21 protein-coding genes are annotated in these 20,190 nt (G+C 69.4%); 4 read left to right on the top strand and 17 right to left on the bottom strand.

Going from position 1 to position 20,190, the window contains the following annotated elements:
• Positions 1–17: 17 nt before the first annotated feature.
• Together OG817_RS43680 and OG817_RS43675 are read left to right on the top strand one after the other, a co-directional pair.
• Positions 18–1,469, top strand: a complete 1,452-nt coding sequence (locus OG817_RS43680) for a hypothetical protein (RefSeq protein ID WP_406050971.1) — start codon at positions 18–20, stop codon at positions 1,467–1,469.
• Between the two features lie 85 nt (positions 1,470–1,554).
• Positions 1,555–2,463 (top strand): TIGR03086 family metal-binding protein, encoded by a 909-nt coding sequence (locus tag OG817_RS43675; protein WP_406050969.1) that lies wholly within the window; start codon positions 1,555–1,557, stop codon positions 2,461–2,463.
• On the opposite strand, the gene OG817_RS43670 is transcribed toward OG817_RS43675, so the two are convergent.
• The 10 genes from OG817_RS43670 to groES form a co-directional block, all read right to left on the bottom strand.
• Positions 2,460–2,861: a hypothetical protein gene (locus tag OG817_RS43670; RefSeq protein ID WP_396392238.1), complete on the bottom strand. Its 402-nt coding sequence runs from the start codon at positions 2,859–2,861 to the stop codon at positions 2,460–2,462. The two genes, OG817_RS43675 and OG817_RS43670, sit on opposite strands and share 4 nt — an antisense overlap.
• 52 nt (positions 2,862–2,913) lie before the next feature.
• Positions 2,914–3,642, bottom strand: a complete 729-nt coding sequence (locus OG817_RS43665; protein ID WP_406050967.1) for an acyl-CoA thioester hydrolase/BAAT C-terminal domain-containing protein — start codon at positions 3,640–3,642, stop codon at positions 2,914–2,916.
• Positions 3,639–4,745 (bottom strand): GuaB3 family IMP dehydrogenase-related protein, encoded by a 1,107-nt coding sequence (locus tag OG817_RS43660; RefSeq protein ID WP_406050965.1) that lies wholly within the window; start codon positions 4,743–4,745, stop codon positions 3,639–3,641. Before OG817_RS43660 ends, OG817_RS43665 begins: the two co-directional genes overlap by 4 nt.
• Before the next feature lie 94 nt (positions 4,746–4,839).
• A complete protein-coding gene (locus OG817_RS43655; RefSeq protein WP_406050963.1) occupies positions 4,840–5,316 on the bottom strand; it encodes a hypothetical protein in 477 nt (158 codons plus the stop codon).
• Positions 5,317–5,884: 568 nt separating this feature from the next.
• Positions 5,885–7,396 carry an IMP dehydrogenase gene (gene guaB, locus OG817_RS43650; RefSeq protein WP_396392242.1) on the bottom strand — a complete coding sequence of 504 codons (1,512 nt, stop codon included), beginning with the start codon at positions 7,394–7,396 and terminating at the stop codon, positions 5,885–5,887.
• 119 nt (positions 7,397–7,515) lie between these two features.
• Positions 7,516–8,844, bottom strand: coding sequence for a hypothetical protein (locus OG817_RS43645; protein ID WP_406050961.1), 1,329 nt, complete (start codon positions 8,842–8,844; stop codon positions 7,516–7,518).
• Complete coding sequence (gene shbA, locus OG817_RS43640; protein WP_396392244.1) at positions 8,837–9,457, bottom strand: RNA polymerase sigma factor ShbA; 621 nt, start codon at positions 9,455–9,457, stop codon at positions 8,837–8,839. The genes OG817_RS43645 and shbA overlap by 8 nt, the downstream gene beginning before the upstream one ends.
• Before the next feature lie 151 nt (positions 9,458–9,608).
• Positions 9,609–10,064 (bottom strand): GNAT family N-acetyltransferase, encoded by a 456-nt coding sequence (locus OG817_RS43635; protein ID WP_406050958.1) that lies wholly within the window; start codon positions 10,062–10,064, stop codon positions 9,609–9,611.
• 70 nt (positions 10,065–10,134) lie between these two features.
• Positions 10,135–11,754 carry a chaperonin GroEL gene (groL, locus tag OG817_RS43630; protein ID WP_360444713.1) on the bottom strand — a complete coding sequence of 540 codons (1,620 nt, stop codon included), beginning with the start codon at positions 11,752–11,754 and terminating at the stop codon, positions 10,135–10,137.
• A 128-nt stretch (positions 11,755–11,882) separates the two neighbouring features.
• Entirely contained in the window at positions 11,883–12,179 is a 297-nt protein-coding gene (gene groES / locus OG817_RS43625) for a co-chaperone GroES (protein ID WP_130384566.1), read from the bottom strand.
• A 282-nt stretch (positions 12,180–12,461) separates the two neighbouring features.
• Between groES and OG817_RS43620 the strand changes: the two genes are divergently transcribed.
• The gene (locus OG817_RS43620; RefSeq protein WP_406050955.1) at positions 12,462–13,073 is read left to right on the top strand and encodes a peptidoglycan-binding protein; all 612 of its coding nucleotides are present in this window, start codon (positions 12,462–12,464) and stop codon (positions 13,071–13,073) included.
• 9 nt (positions 13,074–13,082) lie between these two features.
• The gene (locus tag OG817_RS43615) at positions 13,083–14,243 is read left to right on the top strand and encodes a THUMP-like domain-containing protein (RefSeq protein WP_406050953.1); all 1,161 of its coding nucleotides are present in this window, start codon (positions 13,083–13,085) and stop codon (positions 14,241–14,243) included.
• A 384-nt stretch (positions 14,244–14,627) separates the two neighbouring features.
• Here the strand turns inward: OG817_RS43615 and OG817_RS43610 are convergent, their stop codons facing one another.
• The 7 genes from OG817_RS43610 to OG817_RS43580 all read right to left on the bottom strand — a co-directional run bounded on the left by OG817_RS43610 (position 14,628) and on the right by OG817_RS43580 (position 20,184).
• Positions 14,628–15,416 (bottom strand): alpha/beta hydrolase, encoded by a 789-nt coding sequence (locus OG817_RS43610; RefSeq protein ID WP_406050951.1) that lies wholly within the window; start codon positions 15,414–15,416, stop codon positions 14,628–14,630.
• A gap of 115 nt (positions 15,417–15,531) precedes the next feature.
• Complete coding sequence (locus OG817_RS43605) at positions 15,532–15,981, bottom strand: GNAT family N-acetyltransferase (protein ID WP_406050949.1); 450 nt, start codon at positions 15,979–15,981, stop codon at positions 15,532–15,534.
• Positions 15,978–17,030: a tRNA (adenosine(37)-N6)-threonylcarbamoyltransferase complex transferase subunit TsaD gene (gene tsaD / locus OG817_RS43600; protein WP_396392250.1), complete on the bottom strand. Its 1,053-nt coding sequence runs from the start codon at positions 17,028–17,030 to the stop codon at positions 15,978–15,980. Before tsaD ends, OG817_RS43605 begins: the two co-directional genes overlap by 4 nt.
• Positions 17,030–17,479 carry a GNAT family N-acetyltransferase gene (locus tag OG817_RS43595; protein WP_406050946.1) on the bottom strand — a complete coding sequence of 150 codons (450 nt, stop codon included), beginning with the start codon at positions 17,477–17,479 and terminating at the stop codon, positions 17,030–17,032. Before OG817_RS43595 ends, tsaD begins: the two co-directional genes overlap by 1 nt.
• A complete protein-coding gene (gene tsaB, locus OG817_RS43590; protein WP_396392252.1) occupies positions 17,476–18,144 on the bottom strand; it encodes a tRNA (adenosine(37)-N6)-threonylcarbamoyltransferase complex dimerization subunit type 1 TsaB in 669 nt (222 codons plus the stop codon). Before tsaB ends, OG817_RS43595 begins: the two co-directional genes overlap by 4 nt.
• Before the next feature lies 1 nt (position 18,145).
• The gene (gene tsaE, locus OG817_RS43585; RefSeq protein ID WP_406050944.1) at positions 18,146–19,072 is read right to left on the bottom strand and encodes a tRNA (adenosine(37)-N6)-threonylcarbamoyltransferase complex ATPase subunit type 1 TsaE; all 927 of its coding nucleotides are present in this window, start codon (positions 19,070–19,072) and stop codon (positions 18,146–18,148) included.
• Positions 19,069–20,184, bottom strand: coding sequence for an alpha/beta fold hydrolase (locus tag OG817_RS43580; protein WP_396392254.1), 1,116 nt, complete (start codon positions 20,182–20,184; stop codon positions 19,069–19,071). Before OG817_RS43580 ends, tsaE begins: the two co-directional genes overlap by 4 nt.
• Between the last annotated feature and the right edge of the window lie 6 nt (positions 20,185–20,190).

The following is a 20,190-nucleotide window of genomic DNA, read 5'->3' as shown; positions in this document are numbered from 1 at the left end:
AGGGGTGGAACGTCAAGATGGTTGACAGCGGGGGGCTTTGGACGCCTCCTGAGGACGAGCTCGGCGAGGCTCTGCAGACTGCGCAGTTGCTGATCGAGGAGGGCCGCGCCGACGAGGCCGGGCCGTATCAGCAACGCGTCATCGAGCTGGCCAGGGAGCGGGCCGGGGAACACCCGGACCACTACGAGGCCAAGCACCTGATGGCGGCGACGCAGTACGAGTTGGCAGGCTCCCTGAACGCATCCGGCCGGCACGAGGAAGCGCTTGCCGCCTTGCACGAGGCCCAACTCGGCTACACCGAGCTCAGCGACGCCGGCGTCCTCGACGCGACGTCGTTCCTGGCCGACGTGCGCGCGCGGCGGGCGATGACCCAGGCACATCGCGGTCACGGTGCGACCGCCGTACTGGAGATGGACGGCGCGGTGATCGCGTACGGGCAGCTGGTCAGCGGGCCGGACGGGCCGAAGTATCAGCCGGACTTCGCCCGGGTGCTCGCGATGAACGCGCTGATCCTGCGGCGGTACGGCGATCCCGCGCTGGCGGTGGCCTCGGCAGACGCGGCCACCCAGCTCTTCCTGCAGCTGGCCGATCAGATCAACGACAGCCCGCAGTCGCTGTCGTACGCGCGGTACCTCTGCTCGGCGACCGCGGTCTCGGCCGACGTGCACGCCGCGGAGGGCAGGCTCGACCTCGCGCTCGAGGCGGACGAGATCGGCCTGACCACGGCCGACACCCTCGCGGACTCCGAGTCGGCGACGGACCTGCGCACACTCGTCGCCGCACTGACCCGGAAGGGCAAGCACCTCGGCATCGTCGGCCGGATCATGGACGGTGAGGCCTGCCTGCGTACGGCGTTCGACACCGACGCGGAGACGGCCGCGCGGGTGACCGAGGAACTGGACCGTGGTCTCCCGCTGAACCTGGTCTCGGCGCTGGAGAACGCGGAGATCAAGCTCGGGCCGTTCGAGCAGTACCACCGGCTGGTGGCGCTGAGCGAGCCTGCGGCGGGGATGACGCTCGCCACGGTGTCCGGGCGGACCGATCCCGAGTCGGCCGCCGTACGCGCGAGTGAGCTGGCTGAGCTGGTCGGGCCGTTGTTGCTGCAGGATGTGGACGCGGCGCTGACGCTGGGCTTGGAGTCGCACTACCTGTTCGCGATCTCGTCAGAGCGCGAGTCGCTCCGGATGCGGTACGAGACGAGCACCTATGCGCCGATCTGGGCGAAGGTGCTGCTCGACATCTCGGCGGCGTACCACCAGGCGGGCCGGAGCGAGATGGCCCTCGACCTGGCCGGCTGGTGCGCGGAGGTCGCGACCGCGCTGATCCCGTTCACCGACGACGACACGGTGATGAAGGACCTGGCCGGCTCCTGCTACCGGCATCACGGCGACCTGCTCGCCGCGACCGGCGACCTGATGGCCTCCCAGCACGCCCACGACGCCGCCGAGCAACTCCAGCTGGGCCTGTAACCGCCGGGTCATTGACGGCCCATCTCCCCGGGCGGACGCTGACGCTTAGTGCTCCGTCACGGAGTACTCAAAGGGGGAGATGGTCATGGATGTGGTGGAACTGCACCGGCGGACGACCGACAACTTCGTCCGGCTGGTCAACGAGGTCGGGGCAGATCAGTGGACCGCGCCGACGCCGTGCGAGGACTGGGACGTGCGGACACTGGTCAATCACGTCGTCGGTGAGGCGCGCTGGACCGTACCGCTGATGGAGGGCCAGACGATCGCCGAGGTCGGCGACTCGCTGGACGGCGACCTGCTCGGCGACGATCCCGTCGCGGCCGCCGCTGCTGCCGCCCGCGCCGCCAAGAGCGCCGCGAACCGGCCGATCGACAAGGTGCACCTCTCGTACGGCGAGGAGGATTCGTCGGAGTACCTGCGCCAACTGGCTGCCGACTACCTCGTGCACGGCTGGGACCTGGCCGCGGCGCTCGGCACGGACGCTCAACTCGATGCCGAGGCGGTCGACGACGTCGCCACCTGGTTCGCGGAGCGCGAGGACATCTACCGCTCGTCCGGCGCGATCGCCGACCGGGTGGAGGGGTTCACCGGGCCGGCCGACGTACTGATCGGCGCGTTCGGGCGCGATCCGCGCTGGTCGACGGCCGGCGGCACCATCGCTCGCTTCGGCGCGGCGTTCGACCAGCAGGACCTGGAGGCGGTGATGGCTCTCGCGACCGACGACTGTGTGTTCGAGTCCACCTCGCCGTCGCCGGATGGCGCGCGGTTCGAGGGAGCGGCCGCCGTACGGGCGGAGTGGGAGAAGCTGTTCGCCGGGACAGAGGATCCGCGGTTCGAGACCGAGGAGACGGTGGTTCTCGGCAACCGTGCCGTGGTGCGGTGGCGGTACTCGTGGCGGGAGGCGTCCGGAGAGCGCGGTCATGTGCGCGGGGTCGACGTACTGCGGCTCAGGGACGGGAAGGTGGCGGAGAAGCTGTCCTACGTGAAGGGCTAGCTGTCCTGGATTTCGGTTTTCAGGGCGCCGACGAACAGGCCGGCTTCGAGTTCGGTCATGCCGGTCTCGGAGACGACCAGCGCAGTCGCCTGGTGGAGCTCACCTGCGGCCTTGAGGGCGCGGGTGCGCTCGGCCAGGTTCGTGCCCGGCCTGCGGACGAGCGGCGTCCCGGTGGTGGGCGGCACGTACCGGCCGAGGCGGATGTCGTCGACGAGTTCCTTGGCTGCTTTCAGGTCCAGGCCGGTTCGGTCCCGGATCAGTTTGACCGCGTGCACCGTCTTCTTGGTGGTGATCAGGAAGCGCACCTGGTCCACGTCGTCTGCGGAGAGTCTGGCCCGCGCGGCGGCGAGGGCAACGTTGTCTGCGTCCTGGCTGCTCCGTCGGCTGAACCATCCCATGCGGCAATCCTTCCAGAACTCCCCAACCAACGAGCACCCGACGCACGTCGGCCTACCCGGCGAGCGTTCTCCTGATCTCGGGCCAGGCGAGGGCTCCGAGTTGGCGGTCGGCCTCGACCGTTCCGCCACGGGCCATCCGTTGCCCGCCGGTCTTGGCCTGCTCGCCGGGGAACAACGGCCGGTGCCCGGCTCGCGCCGCGAACACGGTGCGCGTACCGAGTTCGCCGCGCGACCTCGCGATCTGCTCGGCGAACTCCACCGACGGCCAGACCTTGTCGTCCCCGCCCGCAACCAGCAGCACCTCGCCCCGGGTGCGTTCCACTGGAATCCGGGCCGCCTCCGCCTCAGCGGCGTACCGCTTGAGACTCTGGCGGTACCAGCCGACGAAGCTCGGCGGGTCGTCGTCCGCCTGCCAGTCCGGGTCGTACGGCACGAACGGCAGCGGTTCGCCCCGCCAGGTCCACGCTGACGTCTGCCGACCGGCATCGTTCCAGCCCCAGACGTAGGCGCTCGGCGACAACCCGATCACTGCGTCGATCCGCTCGTCGCGCGCACCGAGCAGCAGCGCTGCCTCCGCGCCGCGGGACATGCCCATCACGGCCAGCCGGTCGTTGCGGGCCGCCAGTTCGTCCAGCGGGAACGACTCCAGCGGGATCTCGCTGATCGGTCCGTCGAACCACTGCGGCGCCAGTACGTCGTACCCCTCGGCCTCGAGGATCCGGGCGCGCTCGAGGTCCGGCGTACCGCTGGATCCGTGCAGGAGCAGGACGCCCGTACTCAACCGACGACGACCTCGACCCGCTGGAACTCCTTGAGCTCCGTGTAGCCGGTGGTGGCCATCGCGCGCTTGAGCGCGCCGACCAGGTTCATCGTGCCGTCCGGGACCCAGGAAGGGCCGAACAGGATCTGCTCGAGCGTCCCGGTGACGCCGACCTCGACCCGCTCGCCGCGGGGCAGGTCCGCGTGCCAGGCCTCGGCACCCCAGTGGAAGCCGCCGCCCGGTGCGTCGCTCGCCCGGGCCAGCGGCGAACCGACCATGACCGCGTCGGCACCACAGGCGATCGCCTTCGCCACGTCGCCGGACCGGCCGACCGAGCCGTCCGCGATCACGTGCACGTAGCGACCGCCGGACTCGTCCATGTAGTCGCGCCGCGCGGCTGCGACGTCAGCCACCGCGGACGCCATCGGCACGGCGACACCGAGCACCTTGCGCGTGGTGTGCGCCGCACCGCCACCGAAGCCGACCAGTACGCCGGCCGCCCCGGTCCGCATCAGGTGCAACGCGGCCTGGTGCGTCGCGCACCCGCCCACGATCACCGGTACGTCGAGGTCGTAGATGAACTGCTTCAGGTTCAGCGGCTCCGCCTGGCCCGACACATGCTCGGCGGAGACCGTCGTACCGCGGATGACGAACAGGTCGACACCCGCATCCACGACATGCTTGGCGAACTGCTTGGTCCGCTGCGGCGACAGCGCGCCGGCCACGGTGACGCCGGAGTCGCGGATCGCCTGCACCCGCTGCGAGATCAGCTCGGGCTTGATCGGCGCCGAGTAGATCTCCTGCAACCGGGTGGTCGCCTGCTGCAGGCTGATCGAGGTGATCTCCTCGAGCAGGCTGGTCGGGTCTTCGTACCGGGTCCAGAGGCCTTCGAGGTTCAGTACGCCGAGACCGCCGGCCTTGCCGATCGCGATCGCGCTGGCCGGCGACATCACCGAGTCCATCGGCGCGGCCAGGATCGGCAACTCGAAGCGGTACGCGTCGATCTGCCAGGCCACCGAGACCTCCTCAGGGTCCCGCGTCCGCCGCGACGGCACGATCGCGATGTCGTCGAACGCGTACGCCTGCCGCCCACGCTTCGCGCGGCCGATCTCGATCTCGGTCATGCCCGCAGCCTACCGGCCGCCCCACCCCAGGTCAGGACGCGCCCAGCCCCGGCCCCCGGTGGCCGCCTACGAGGGACCCTCTCCGCGTCGGCTCTCACTCGGTCGGCTCCGGCGGGTCAGGCCAGCTGCGCTGCCGCTCCAGCTCCGCTCGCAGCTTGGGACCCAGGAGGCTCTCAATCTCCGCGCCGCGGTCGCCTCGGTTCGGCAGCATTTCGACGAACGACACCGCGATCACGTTGTCGACATCCGCATCAGCGCCGTACTCCGCCTCCAGGAAATCGAGGAGTGGCCGGACGAGATCGGCTCGGCCCGATGCGACGAGTCCGGGAGCTTCGAGGGCGATCTCGCCGACGAAGGAATGCGCGGAAGGGCGTCGGCGGTTCTCATGGAAGTGCTCGTCGAGCCGTCCGCGAAGGGATGGCACGGCGTCCGCCATCCGGAAGAGGAACTGAACTGTCGAATCCGGCGCAGCGGCATCCTCCTCGCGTAGCTTCTCGAACCTGAGCGCGTGCAATTTCGGCCCGAGCCAGTCGAGCACGTCGTCGCCGCGATCCCCGGCTCCGGCAGACAACCCGCAAAAGCATCACCGATCAACGCTTCGTCCTCAGGGTCGCGCCCGAGCTGGTCCTCCATGAACGCCAGCAACGCGCGCAACTGCTCAGCCTCCGCTGCCCCGCCGACCAAATACCGCTGGACAGCACTGAACGCCAGATCGATCAGGAAGGACTCGGGGGTCGGCGGCTCCATGTACGCATCCGCTGGACTCCTCATAAACCCGGCACGCTCGATTCAGATCACCCGCAAACACGGGCAGTGAGCCCAGCAGTTCACGGACCACCCTCTCCCCCGGCTCACTCATCCCGGCCTCCTAGTGTTCAGGGCGTTGTTCAGTCGCTTGATCAGGTTGTCGGCGATGTCGTCCTCGCGCGTGGGCGCGTCAGGGTGCTGTCGGAAGTCGGACTGTGCGGGTAGGCCAGGCGAGGACGAGGAGTTGGAGGACGCCGTACAGCGTGGCGGCCAGCATCAGCAGAACCATGGAGCCCCAGCCATCCGGTACGCAGAGTCACCGCATAACCGGCTGGAGGGTCAGTGGACGCGGAACAGCCCCACACGGTCTGTGTGGGGCTGTTCGGGGTTGGTCAGTGGCCGGAGTAGTTGGGGGCTTCGACTGTCATTTGGATGTCGTGGGGGTGGGACTCCTGGAGGCCGGCCGAGGTGATGCGGACGAAGCGGCCCTTCTCCTGGAGCTCCGGGACGGTGCGGGAGCCGCAGTACCACATCGACTGGCGGAGGCCGCCGACGAGCTGGTGGGCGACGGCCGCGAGCGGGCCGCGGTACGGGACCTGGCCCTCGACTCCCTCGGCGATCAGCTTCTCGTCGCTGCCGACGTCGCTCTGGAAGTAGCGGTCCTTGGAGTACGACTTGCGCAGGCCGCCGGACTGCATCGCGCCGAGCGAACCCATCCCGCGGTACGCCTTGAACTGCTTGCCGTTGATGAAGACCAGGTCGCCCGGGGACTCCTCGCAGCCGGCCAGCAGCGAACCCAGCATCACGGTGTCCGCGCCGGCGACCAGCGCCTTGGCGATGTCACCGGAGTACTGCAGGCCGCCGTCCCCGATCACCGGTACGCCGGCCGGCTTGCACGCCAGCGAGGCCTCGTAGATCGCGGTGACCTGCGGTACGCCGACGCCGGACACGACCCGCGTCGTACAGATCGACCCCGGTCCGACGCCGACCTTGACGCCGTCCGCGCCCGCGTCGACCAGCGCCTGGGCGCCGGCCCGGGTCCCGACGTTGCCGCCGACGACGTCGACGCCGCGGGTGGCCGGGTCGGCCTTGAGTTTGCGGATGATCTCCAGCTGGGCCTGGGAGTGACCGTGCGCGGTGTCCACGACGAGCACGTCGACGCCGGCCTCGACGAGCGTCATCGCCCGCTTGTAGGCCTCACCGAAGAAGCCGATCGCGCCACCGACCCGCAGCCGGCCCGAATCGTCCTTGGTGGACAGCGGGAACTTGTCGCGCTTGACGAAGTCCTTCAGCGTGATCAGGCCGGTCAGCTTGCCGGCGTCGTCGACCAGCGGCAGCTTCTCCACCTTGTGCTTGCTGAGCAGCGCCATCGCGTCGTCGGCGGAGATGCCCTGCTTGCCGGTGATCAGCGGCTGCTTGGTCATCACCTCGTGCACCGGCCGGGACAGGTCGTTCTCGAACCGCATGTCGCGGTTCGTCACGATGCCGACGAGTACGCCGGCGTTGTCGACCACCGGGACGCCGGAGATCCGGTACTGCGCGCAGAGCGCATCGGCCTCGCCGATGCTGGCGTCGGGGCCGATGGTGATCGGCTGAGCGATCATGCCGGATTCGGAGCGCTTGACCAGATCGACCTGCTGAGCCTGGTCCTCGATCGAGAGGTTGCGATGCAGGACGCCGAGGCCGCCCTGGCGGGCCATGGCGATCGCCATCCGCGCCTCGGTGACGGTGTCCATCGCGCTGGACAGCAGCGGGATGTTCACCTCGATGTTGCGGCTGACCCGGGACCGGGTGCTCGCCTCGGACGGGATGACGTCGGACTCGTTGGGCTGCAGCAGCACATCGTCGAAGGTGAGGCCGAGGACGGCGAACTTGTCGGGAACTCCAGCGGGTGTGATGTCCATGGGGGAAACAGGCACCTTTGCACGGCGAGATCGGAACCCCATCCTAGCCGCGCCGCACGAGTCCCCCGAACCGCCCGGTCACACCACCCGCCGCGGACCGGCGGCGGGTGGTGTGCGGGTCAGTTCGTCCGCTTGTTGACCACGCCCAGGATCTGCAGGACGGTCTGGTCCTCCAGCGAGCCGTGGGTGCGCTCGATGGCGGCGTGCTTGCCCTCGGCGTACTGGCCGGTGGAGTGCTTGCCCTGGGGGTACGTCGCCTTCACGGAACCGCTCGAGACCTCGCCGCTGGAGTGCTTCGCGTCCGTAGTGGCGCTGAAGAACGTCTCGGCACTCTTCAGCTCGGCCACGACCCCGGTCGGGGTCGGCAGCACCGGCAGGACCTTCTCCAGCAGGTCGGTCAAGGCGCCGCCCGCAGGCTCCTGGTTGTCACCGGGCGTGTCGTCGCCAGGCTGCTCGGGCGCCGGGTTCGTGTCGCCCGGGACCGTCTGGCTGCCGCTGTCCGAGCCGGCGTCGCCGGTGCTCGAGTCGCCCGAGCCCGTGCCGGTGTCGCCGCTCGGCGCCGTACTCGGCGGCGTCGTCGTGTCGCCGTTGTCCGTCCCGGTCTCGCCGTTGTCCGGCGGGGTCGACGGCGGGTCGGTCGGCTCCGTGGCCGGCGGCGTCGTCGGGTCCGTCGGCGGCGCAGTCGGGTCCGTCGTCGGGTCCTGGGTCGGATCCGTGGTCGGGTCCTGCGTCGGGTCCGACGTGGGCGGATCCGTCGGGGCGGAGCCCGGCTCGTCGGTCTGACCGTTGCCCGTCTGGCCCGGCGGCTGCGTCGTCTGCGTCGCCGGCGGCACCACCGGCTGCTGGATGATGCTCGGCAGCTCCTTCGGGAGCGGCCTGGCCAGCGGCGGGTTCACGTCGGTGGTCGCCTGCGGGAGCTGGTCGGCCGCGACGGTCCCGTCGGACTTCGCCTTCTCCTCGGCGGCCTTCTCTTCCTGCTTCTTCTGGTAGTCCTTGGCGACCTTGACGATCTTGGTCTTGTCGACCACCGGCATACCGTCGAGCTGTTCCTTCGGGAAGCTGGTCTGCGGGCGGACCGCGTCGACCATCTTCTCGATGACCTTCTCGTACGGCGACAACGGGTCGCCGGTGACCGCGGCGGCCACTCCGGAGACCGACAGCGCGGCCACGGCGGCGACACCGAGTGCCAGACCGCGGGCCGCCACCTTGCGGGCGAACGGGTCCGTCACCGGGTTCAGAGCCGCGCAGCGCGCCAGGAAGCTCTCCGGGTCGTCGATCGTCTCGACCGGGAGTTCGTCCTCCACCTCCACCGCGAGCCGTAGCTCTGCCAGCAGCTTGACGGCCGGGTCGTGCTCTCCCGCGCCGAGCGCGGTCTCCCCCCCAACGGCCAGTAGGTCGAGCAGTGCGTCATCAGCGTCGATCGCGTCGAGATCGAAACGGTCAGCCATGATGCCCCTCCCCTGCTCCTCTTTCCAGCTGTGCCTCATGCCCCACAAACCCCCTGAGCGTGTTCAACGCTCGATGTTGTGCGACCCTCACCGCCCCCGGTGTCATCCCCAGTGCCCGGCCGGTCTCCTCGGCTGACATCCCCGCTACCACCCGGAGCCGCAGGATCTCCCGCAGCTTCACCGGCAACTTGTCCAGCAGCCCCATGATGTGCTGGACCTCCGAATGCCGGACCGCGTGCTCCTCCGGCGTCGGTGACTCGTCCGCGCCGTCCGGCAGGTCCGGCGTCGAAACGTCGGCCACCGCGAACGCACGCTGGGCATCGGCGACCTTGCGAGCCGCGATGCCGTAGACGAAAGCCTCGAAGGGCCTCCCCTCGTCGCGGTACCGGCCGAGTGCGCCGAACACCGCGACACAAACCTCCTGCGCGACGTCGTCGACCATGTCGGCGCCGCCCGGATAGGTCCACAGCCTCGACCGCACATAGCGGTGGGCGACGGCACGCACCCTGGTGAGCAGGTCGTTCAGAGCTGTCCGATCGCCTTCGCTCGCGCGTGCGGCAAGATCTCGAAGCTCGACCCGGTCGTGGGTGTGTGGTACTTGGACCTCGGTCACCCTCGCCCCCTCGTGTCGGACCGGTCAGCCTGAAAGATGGTACGGCTCTCACCTTCCGTTGCCTAGTGGCAATTCGTGATCACCACCAGATTCTGGTCACGATCTGTCACTACTGGCCCGTACGGATGCCCCACCGCTCGATCCTCGTCCCTTAGCTGGGGGCGTCGAAGTGGATGAGCTCGCAGGCCTGGTCGCCACCCCAGTCGATCGGCGTGCGGCCGGTCTCCAGCCATCCGGCCCGCCGGTACAGTCGCTCGGCCGCGCCGCGATTGTCCACGACCTCCAAGGACAGCTTCCGCCCGAGCTCAGCCGCCGTCTTCACCGAATGATCCAGCAACTGCCGTCCGATCCCCGCGCGGGTCGCCTTCGGATCCACGAACAACCGCTCCACGGACACCCCGTCAGACCCGTTGGCGGTCAGCGCCACGTGCCCCACCACGCGCCCGTCGCTGACAGCCACCCAGCACCCGAGCCCGTCCTCCGGCGTCAACCACTTCCGCGCATCCGCCGGCCAGCTCACCGGGTACCCAGCCACCTCATGCACATCCCGCAACAGCCGGACGCAGATCTCCAGGTCCTGCTCGCCACGTTCTCTGATCAGCGTCACAAGCCCATCCCAACAGAACACCGCCCCGGCAGGACTGCCGGGGCGGTGCTGTGGAACTACTACCTGAGGATCAGTGACCGTGACCGTGGCCGTGACCGGCTGCGGCGGGCTCCTCTTCCTCGGGCTTGTCGACCACGAGGGTCTCGGTGGTGAGCAGCAGCGCGGCGATCGAGCCGGCGTTGGCGAGCGCGGACCGGGTCACCTTGACCGGGTCCAGCACGCCCTGAGCCAGCAGGTCGCCGTACTCGCCGGTGGCGGCGTTGAAGCCGCTGCCGACCTCCAGCTCCGCGACCTTGGCGGTCACGACGTAGCCCTCGTAGCCGCCGTTCTCGGCGATCCAGCGCAGCGGCTCGACGATCGCCTTGCGGACGATCCGGACACCGGCGAGCTCGTCACCCTCGAGGTCCAGACCCTTGTCCAGGACAGCAGCCGCGTGCACGAGGGCGGAGCCGCCGCCGGCGACGATGCCTTCCTCGATCGCGGCCCGGGTCGCGGACACGGCGTCCTCGATCCGGTGCTTCTTCTCCTTCAGCTCGACCTCGGTGGCCGCGCCGACCTTGATCACGCAGACGCCACCGGCCAGCTTGGCCAGCCGCTCCTGCAGCTTCTCGCGGTCCCAGTCGGAGTCGGTGCGCTCGATCTCGGCCTTGATCTGGTTCACCCGGCCGTCGATGTCGTCGGACTTGCCGGCGCCGTCGACCACCGTGGTGTTGTCCTTGGAGACCACGATCCGGCGCGCCGAACCGAGCACCTCCAGACCGACCTGGTCCAGCTTCAGCCCGACCTCCGGAGCAACGACCTGCGCGCCGGTCAGCGCGGCCAGGTCCTCCAGCATCGCCTTGCGGCGGTCACCGAAGCCCGGCGCCTTGACGGCGACGGAGGTGAAGTTGCCGCGGATCTTGTTCACCACGAGGGTGGACAGTGCCTCGGCCTCGACGTCCTCGGCGATGATCAGCAGGGTCTTGCCGGACTGCACGACCTTCTCCAGCAGCGGCAGCAGGTCCGCGATCGCGGAGACCTTGCCCTGGTGGATCAGGATGTACGGGTCCTCCAGCACCGCTTCGCCGGCCTCGGCGTCGGTGATGAAGTACGGCGAGATGAAGCCCTTGTCGAACTGCATGCCCTCGGTGAACTCGAGCTCGGTCCCGAAGGTGTTCGACTCCTCGACGGTGATCACACCGTCCTTGCCGACCTTGTCGAACGCGTCCGCGATCAGGGCGCCGATCTCGGCGTCCCGGGCGGAGATGGTGGCGACGTGGGCCATGTCGCCCTTGTCGTCGACCGGCCGCGCGGTCTCGATCAGCTTGGCCGACACGGCCTCGACGGCCGCCTCGATGCCCTTCTTCAGGCCCATCGGGTTGACCCCGGCGGCGACGGCCCGCAGGCCCTCGTGCACCAGTGCCTGCGCCAGCACCGTCGCGGTGGTGGTGCCGTCACCGGCGATGTCGTTGGTCTTGGTGGCGACCTCCTTGGCCAACTGCGCACCAAGGTTCTCGAACGGGTCGTCCAGCTCGACCTCACGGGCGACGGTGACACCGTCGTTGGTGATGGTCGGGGCGCCCCACTTCTTGTCCAGGACGACGTAGCGGCCCTTCGGCCCCAGCGTCACCTTCACCGTGTTCGCGAGCTTGTCGACGCCGCGCTCCAGCGCGCGCCGAGCGTTCTCGTCGAACTCGAGGATCTTCGGCATGAAAAATCCAGTCCCTCTCTGAAATTCGCGCTTCGTAACAGCAGTTCCGAGCTCGCTGCCCCGGACCGACTCCGCCCCGGCGCCGGGAGGGCACCAGGGCGGTGTCAGTCAGGAACAGCGAGCGGCCGTCACTTGCTGACGACTGCGAGGATGTCGCGGGCGCCCAGGATCAGGTAGTCCTGGCCGTCGTACTTGACCTCGGTGCCGCCGTACTTGGAGTAGATGACCTTGTCGCCGACGGCGACGTCCAGCGGGACGCGGTTGCCGTTGTCGTCGATGCGGCCGGGGCCGACGGCGAGGATCTCGCCCTCCTGGGGCTTCTCCTTGGCGGTGTCCGGGATCACCAGGCCGGACTTCGTGGTCTGCTCGGCTTCGAGCGGCGCGACGAGGACGCGGTCCTCGAGCGGCTTGATCGTGACCGACACTTGCTGACCTCCACGGTCGATTTGCTTGTCTGCAGTTCAGGGTGGTCGCGCTCCCCTGCCGTCGCGGGGGTCAGAGGCCGGACCGCTGGCACCCTCGGGTGGAGAGTGCCAACACCGAATCTAGGCCGCGATTAGCACTCGGTCAACTCGAGTGCCAGACTTCCTCTGTCGGCGGAGTCCGTGACCGGCCGGGTACGGATTGTGGCCGAACGCTGGGCCTGACCCCGGTCGCCGTGCGACCGTTTCCCCAGGAGGGCTTACCACCGGGTCCGAGGAGAGACCATGGCCATCAGCTTCCCGTCTCTACCCAACCTGTCCGGGCGCACGATCGCGGTCCTTGCCGCAGTGGGCGTGGTGGCCGTCGGAGCGGTCGCCGCCGGAGCGTCGAAGGACCAGCCGGCCACCCCGAGCGTTGGAGCTCCCGCCGCAGATCAGCCGGCGGAGCAGGCTCCGGCCGATCAGTCGACCGACGCGACCCGCACCTCCGCCGAGGCAGAGACCAACGCCGCGGGCGCACTGCCACAGTGCCGCGCGGCCATCCTGGTGCCGGTCAACAGCAGCTGGGGTATCCCGATGCCGTCGATCTACGCGAGCAAGAGGACCACCTGCAACCTCATGTACGGCGACGACCCACACCGCGGTTCCACCGTGTACGGCGACCCCGACACCGCCATCCAGGTCCTGCAGCGCAACCTGAACTTCTGCTACGGCACCCACCTCGCAGTCGACGGCATCTACGGCAGCAACACCCGCGCAGTGGTCAAGACGGTGCAGCGCAAGCACAAGCTCGTGGTGGACGGTATCTACGGCCCCAAGACCCGCGCGGCCATGAACTGGCGCCTCTACTCCTCCGCCACCAACAGCTGGAGCAGGAGCTGCTCGAGCCCGCTCTAGGGTGTGTGGGTGACTGTCACCGCGTTGCTGGACGGGCCGGGCGCCGAGGTGCTTGCGGAGGCCTGTGCGGCGTACCAGCCCGGCAAGGAGCTGCAGCTGGTCGAGAGGCTGCGGCGCCGGTACGACGCGACGCTTGTGACGATCGCGGTCACTCAGGCATCGCTGCGGCACCGGGCGGTCGCCAAGTTCGGAGCGGATGCGGCCCGGATGTACTTCACCCCGGACGGTCTGGAGCAGGCCACCAGGACCACGGTCGGCACGCACCGGGCCGCACGCATCGCGGCGGCGTTGCCGGGCAGCAGTGTGGTCGACCTGGGCTGCGGGATCGGTGGCGACCTGATCAGTGCGGCCCACGCCGGTCTACGGGTCACCGGCGTCGAACGCGACCCGGAGACCGCAGCTACAGCCCGCGCCAACCTGGCCGCGCTCGGTCTGCCCGGTGAGGTCATGGTCGGCGACGCCGAGTCCACCGAGCTCACGCCATACGACGTCGTGTTCGCGGACCCCGCTCGACGCGCTGATGGTCGACGCGTGTTCGACCACAATGCCTACTCACCGCCGTGGACCTTTGTCACCGAGCTCCTGCAGCGGACTGCCTGCGTGAAGGTCGCGCCTGGCATCCCGCACGACGCCGTACCTGAGGGCGTCGAGGCGGAGTGGATCTCCGACGCCGGTGAGGTGAAGGAGGCCGCGCTGTGGTCCGGGGCGCTGTACACCGGCACCCCGCGGCGGGCGACGTTGCTACCCAGTGGCGTGAATGTGGCGGATGCGCCCGAGGCTGAGAGCGGTCCTGTCGAGCGGTACATCTATGAGCCGGATGGTGCCGTTGTGCGGGCCGGTCTGGTGACCGCGGTGGCCGCTGCTGTCGACGGGTGGCTGCTCGATCCGCGGATCGCGTACGTCACCGCGCCGAAGCTCGTGCCGACCCCGCTCGCGTCGGCGTACGAGGTGGTGGAGGAGCTGCCGTACAAGGAGAAGGCACTGCGATCCTGGGTCCGCACGCAGGGCATCGGCACGCTCGAGATCAAGAAGCGCGGGGTGGACGTCGACCCGGCCCAGCTCCGGAAGAAGCTCGCTCCGAAGGGCTCGGAGTCCGCCACGCTGATCATCACGCGCATTGGTCGCGACGCCGTCGCCTACTCCTGCCGCCGGGTCAAGATCGAGCCCTGAGCCATTCGAGCGCTGCCAGGCCCAGGCCCTGCTTGTACTCCTCGATCAGCGCACGCACGGGCTCCGGGAGGCCCTCCATCGGAGTCTGTCCTTGCTGGCTGGCATGCTGTGAACTCCCTTCGGGCCGGACTTGCATTGTGAGTGCATTCGAACATATGATCGATTTCGCGAGCGGGTCCCCGGGCGACCTGCCGGTAGGCGAGGTGCTGCGTCTGCTGCTGCACTCCCCGGGGATCCGCCACTAAACGGGCGACGTCCGGTCTGAGGAGACGGACGTCGACTGAGTGTCATGCGGGTGCAGTCGGGCGTTCACCTGGGTTCGGCAGGGTGGGTGGCAGAAACCGGTTGGCCGCTGACCGTTCACCTGGGGAGCAGGCGGCGAAGTCACCCCAGGTCTCTGCCCGCTGCCGTGCTCTTCCCCGCACTGCAGTGCGCTTCGAACCGTTCCACGACCGGCAGCCGGAAGCGTGCCACCGCAATCGATCCGACCGCGATCGGCAACAACGCCTTCGGACCGTACTGCGGGAGTGACTCAACGCGCGGGCCGTCCGTGCCACGGGCCGGTGCTGTGGTGTTCAGGGCCGTGGTGGTGAAGTTGGCGACCACGGTGTTCCACTCGGTCGGCCGACGGAGCATGGCGTGGCCCTCCCCGGCGAGCGCATACATCGTGACCGGAGTGCCGGCTGCGCGGAGGCGCTCGGCGTACGCGGCGGTCGCGCGCGGATCGGTGATCGTGTCGTCCGTGCCATGGGCGAACGTCACCGGCGGACGCAGCGCGGCCAGCGGCTCACCCTCGGGCAGCCAAGGAGCCAAGGCCAGTACGCCGGCCACCCGAGGATGATTGCCTGCGGCCACGACCGCCCGGCCACCCATCGAGTGCCCGATCAGCACCACCCGGCGGATCACCGGTGGCAGCTCGTCGAGGACCGCCCGGAGATCAACGGCAGAGTCGGCGGCGGACCCGTTCCACCCGCGATACCGATAGCGCAGCATGCCGACCGCCGCCGTGGGAACAGCCGACCGGGCGGCGAGAGCGAACGGCCACATCCGCAGGATCGGCGCCCGCCACAGATGAGGAACCGCGGTCGAATGCTCCTGCCCGCCATGAGCCAGCACCACCAGATCCGTCGCCCCGGCAGGATGCCACACCAGATCCACAGCAGGACCGGTCATGGGGCCTCCCGCCCTGGACTGAGGAGCGCAGGGAGCGAAGCGACCGGAGTGACGAGGGAAGGGCGGGAGTCGAAGCCCCATGACCCGCCGTGCCGGAGGCGCGGCAATGACACTGTCATGGGCGGCCGTAGATGTCCGCGGGATCGCGACGGATGCCCATCATGCGGCCGTCGGCGGCGAGCTCGGTGAAACCGTGCCGCCGGTAGAGCTCGTGCGCGTCCTCGGTCCCGAGCATGACGCGACGTACACCCTGCAACTCGGGATGGTCGAGCAGCGTGGCCACGACGAACTTCCCCAACCCATGCCCGCGCTGCTCAGGCACCACGAACACATCCGCGATCCACGCGAACGTCGCCCGGTCCGTCACCGCGCGAGCGAACGCGACCATCGCCCCGTCCGACGTGAACACTCCGACGTTCAGCGACCCCGCGATCGACCGCGCCACGACCTCCCGCGGGATCCCTGGCGCCCAGTACGACGTACTCAGGAAGCCGTGCACCACGTCGACGTCGATCCGGGACGTGTCGTCGTCGGCCTCGAACCCGTGCGGGTGTGTCCACTTCATTTGTTCAGCACCTCGGTGATCGGCATCGACGAGTCGGCCGGCAATCCCAACGGCGACGGAGACTTCCCGGCCCGGACCAGCTCCGAGCCGAGCGCTGCCACCATCGCGCCGTTGTCGGTGCACAACCCCGGCCGCGGCACCCGTACGGCGATGCCTGCCGCCGAGCACCGTTCTTCAGCCATCACGCGCAGCCGTGAGTTCGCCGCGACACCGCCACCGATCAACAGGTGCTCGAAGCCCCGGTCCTTGCACGCGTCGATCGCCTTGCGGGTCAGTACGTCGCAGACCGCCTCCTGGAAGGCCGCGGCGACGTGGTTCACCGGCACGTCCTCACCGTCGCGACGCCGCGCCTCGACCCAGCGCGCGACCGCGGTCTTCAAACCGGAGAAGGAGAAATCGAACCGGTGCCGCTCGAGGTCGCGCTGCGACGTCAGGCCACGCGGGAACGTGACGTAGAGCCGGTCACCACCGTCCCGTGCCGCCTTGTCGACATATGGACCACCCGGGAACGGCAGCCCCAGCACCCGCGCGACCTTGTCGAAGGCCTCGCCCGCGGCGTCGTCGATGGTGCTCCCCATCGGCAGCACGCCCTCGGTGATGTCCTCGACCGCGAGCAACGACGAGTGCCCGCCCGACACCAGCATCGCGACACAGCCCTTGGGCAGATCGCCGTGCTCCAAGGTATCGACGGCGACATGCGCCGCGAGGTGGTTCACGCCGTACAGCGGCTTGTCGAGCGACAGCGCGAGCCCTTTGGCCGCGGCCACGCCGACCAGTAGCGCACCGGCGAGGCCCGGCCCGCTGGTGACCGCGACGGCGTCGACGTCGGTCGGTTCGATCCCGGCGGTCTCACAGGCACGCCGGATCGTCGGCACCATCGCCTCCAGGTGCGCGCGACTGGCCACCTCCGGTACGACGCCGCCGAACCGGGCATGCTCCTCGACACTGGACGCGATCGCGTCGGCCAGCAGCGTCTGCCCGCGGACGATCCCGACCCCGGTCTCGTCGCACGACGTCTCGATCCCCAGGATGAGGGGCTCGTTCGCCATCACAATTCCTCCCGCCACCGCATGATCACCGCATCCTCGCCGCCGGCGTAGTACCCGCGCCGCCGGCTGATCTCCTGGAAACCAAAGCTTTCATAGAGCCCACCAGCCGATTGATTGCCCGCAGCAACTTCCAGCAACACGGTCCGGCCGGCACAGCGCGCCAGCGCCGCCGCCATCAACTGCCGGCCGATCCCGGTACGCCGCTCGGCCGGGGTCACCGCGATCCGCAGCAACTCGACCACGTCCAGCGTGACCGGTGGCACCAGGAGTACGACGTACCCGACGGCCGCGCCCTCGTCCGCGACGAGGATCACCCGATCCTCGGACAACCGGTCGAACTCGGTCGTCCACGAGACCGTACTCCAGGCCTCCGACCCGAAGCACACCTCGTCCAACGCGACCAGCGCGGGCAGATCGTCCGCGGTCGCCGGTCGAATGGCTGGTCTCACTTCGGCAGCACGCTCTTCGGCCCGGCGGACATCGTCACGTCGGGCCGGCGCAGGTAGAGCGGGTCAGGCTCGACGACGTCGAGGGTGCCGGTCGCAACGCCCGTCGCTAGCACCTCGGCCGACGGGTACTCGGCGACATCGACGTCCGTCACACCGAGCGCCTCGGCGTACAGGACCGCGCCCCGGCCGATCACCGGCAGACCCGACAGCACGTGCGCGACCTCGGCCGGACGATCCACCGCCGGCCCTTCCAGGCGACGCCGGCTTCCGTCGGCGGCCGGGCCGTCGTACAGAGCCCAGTAGATCTCCTTGCGCCGCGCGTCGGTCGCGACGGCCACCGGCAGCGTCAGCGACGACTGCCGCGCCAGGATGTCCAGGCTGCAGACCCCGGCGACCTCGATCCCGAGTACGTCGGCCATGGTCCGCGCAGTGACCAGTCCGACCCGCAATCCGGTGAACGGGCCAGGACCGACACCGACCGCGATCCGCGTCAGGTCGCGCGCCGTACAGCCGGCGGTCTCCAGCGCCGCGGCGATCGCGGGCGCGAGCAGCTCGCCGTGCCGCAACGCGTCGACGGTCGTCGAGGACGCGACGATCTCACCGCTCAGCGGATCGGCCAGCGCGACCGTGACGGCCGCACTCGAGGTGTCAAAGGCAAGCAACATGTCAGTTCTTCTCCAGTACGGACACCCGAACACCGGATGCGGCCCAGCGCGGTCCCACCGGGATGATCCGCAGCTCGCGGGTCTCGTCGGTGTCGTCGTCGCCACGAGTGACCACGATGTCCAGCCGGTCCGGCGCCAGCGACTCGGCCAGACCGTGGCCCCACTCGACCACCGTGACCGCGTCGTCCAGGCTCGCGTCCAGGTCGAGGTCGTCCAACTCGGCGATCCCACCCAGCCGGTACGCGTCCACGTGCACGAGCGCCGGACCGCCGGCCAGCGACGGGTGCACCCGCGAGATCACGAACGTCGGCGACGTGATGTCACCGCGCACCTTCAGTCCCGCACCGAGACCTTGAGTGAACGTCGTCTTGCCCGCGCCGAGGTCTCCGGACAGCACGAGTACGTCGCCCGCGCGCAACTGGCCCGCGACCTCCTCGCCGATCGCCCGCATGTCGTCGGCCGTCGGCACGATCAGCTCGATCGGCATCGCCTTCGCGAGGATCAGGTTGTGGTCCTGCTGCTCGACCAGCGAGTACCCGCGGCGCCGCCAGAACTCCACGGTGTCGGGCAGTTCGACCCGAGCGATCAACTGGACCCGATTCAACCCTCGCTGTACGGCGACCTCCTCGGCACACCCGACCATCGCGGACGCGACCCCGTGACCCTGGTGCCGCGGGTCGACCGAGACGCGGCGCAGGTTCAGCACGTCGCCGGTCTCCTCGAACAGCATCGCGCCGGCCGGAACACCGTTGCTGCGAACCAGCAGACCGCCGTACTGCGCGATGGTGTCGGCCACTGTGGTCGCGTTCTCGGACAGGGCGGTGGACGGCGGGTCGAGCACCCGCCGGGCGGAGAACGCGTGGTGGATCACGGCAACGATCTGGTCGACGTGGTCGGACGTCGCGTCCATTACGTGCAGGTCGGTCATGTGTGTCCCAGGGATTGTTCGGCTCGCTCGATCATGCCAAGGAGGGCGGCGGTGAACTCATCGTGGTGCTCGATCAGGCCCAGGTGACCGCAGTTCTTCACCTCGACCAGCTCCGCGCCGGGCACCCGCCGGACGATCTCCTCGGCGTGGACGAACGGGGTCAGGTGGTCGCGGTCGCCACCGATCACCACGCACTCCACCTTCTGCAACGGCTCCAGGGAGTCGAACTTGTCGTGCAGCGCGAAGATCGGGTAGAACTCCGCGATCACCGAGATCGGCGTCGCCGCGATCATCTCGTTGACGAACTCGGTGTACGCCGGCGGTACCTCCGAGCCGAACGAGTACTTCCGGGTCAGCAGGTAGCTGATGTCCGTCCCGGCCTTCCGGCTGCGCTCCACCACGTCGGGGATCCGCGCCAGCACCGAGACCGTCGGCGTGGCCAGTGAGCGGAGCATCATCCCGAGCTTGCCCGGCACGATGATCGGGACCTGGTCCAGGCCGCCCGCGCTGGTCGAGCACAGCCCGACCCCGATGATCCGGTCAGCGAACAGCTCCGGATGCTGCTCGGCCAGCGCCATGATCGACATGCCACCCATCGAGTGGCCGATCAGGATCACCGGACCCGTCGGCGCGAACTCCTCCATGATCCCGTACAGGTCGCGGCCGAGCTGCTCGATGCTGACGTGCTCCTTCGGCGAGCGCCCGGACCGGCCGTGCGAGCGCTGGTCGTAGAACACCAACGTGCCGATGCCGGCCAGGTCCCGGCGCTCGAAGTGCCAGCAGTCCATGTTCAGGCCGTAGCCGTGCGCGAAGATGACGGTCAGGTCCTCCGGCGGCAGCGGCAGCTTCCGCCCGAACCGGCGCTTCGGTTGCGCAGGCCGGCGGGACCGCTTCAGCTCGTCGACCTCGACGTACAGCTCGACGCCGTCGTCGGCAGTGAAGACGTGTGGAGTACCGCGCATCGAGCCGAACGGCTCGGCCTCGAGCTGCGCGCGCTGACTGGACCGTCGGCCGATCACCTGCCGCTCGACGGCGACGCCGGCTGCCGCTCCCGCGGCGAGCACTCCGACCGCGGCCCCGATCAGACCAGCAGTCCGTCCTGCTTTGGACATACCGGT

The organism is Kribbella sp. NBC_00889 (assembly GCF_045207705.1).
In the GTDB taxonomy this organism is placed as follows: domain Bacteria; phylum Actinomycetota; class Actinomycetes; order Propionibacteriales; family Kribbellaceae; genus Kribbella.
The sequence above is the reverse complement of the archived record's forward strand: the minus strand, read 5'-3'. Positions and strand labels throughout refer to the sequence as shown.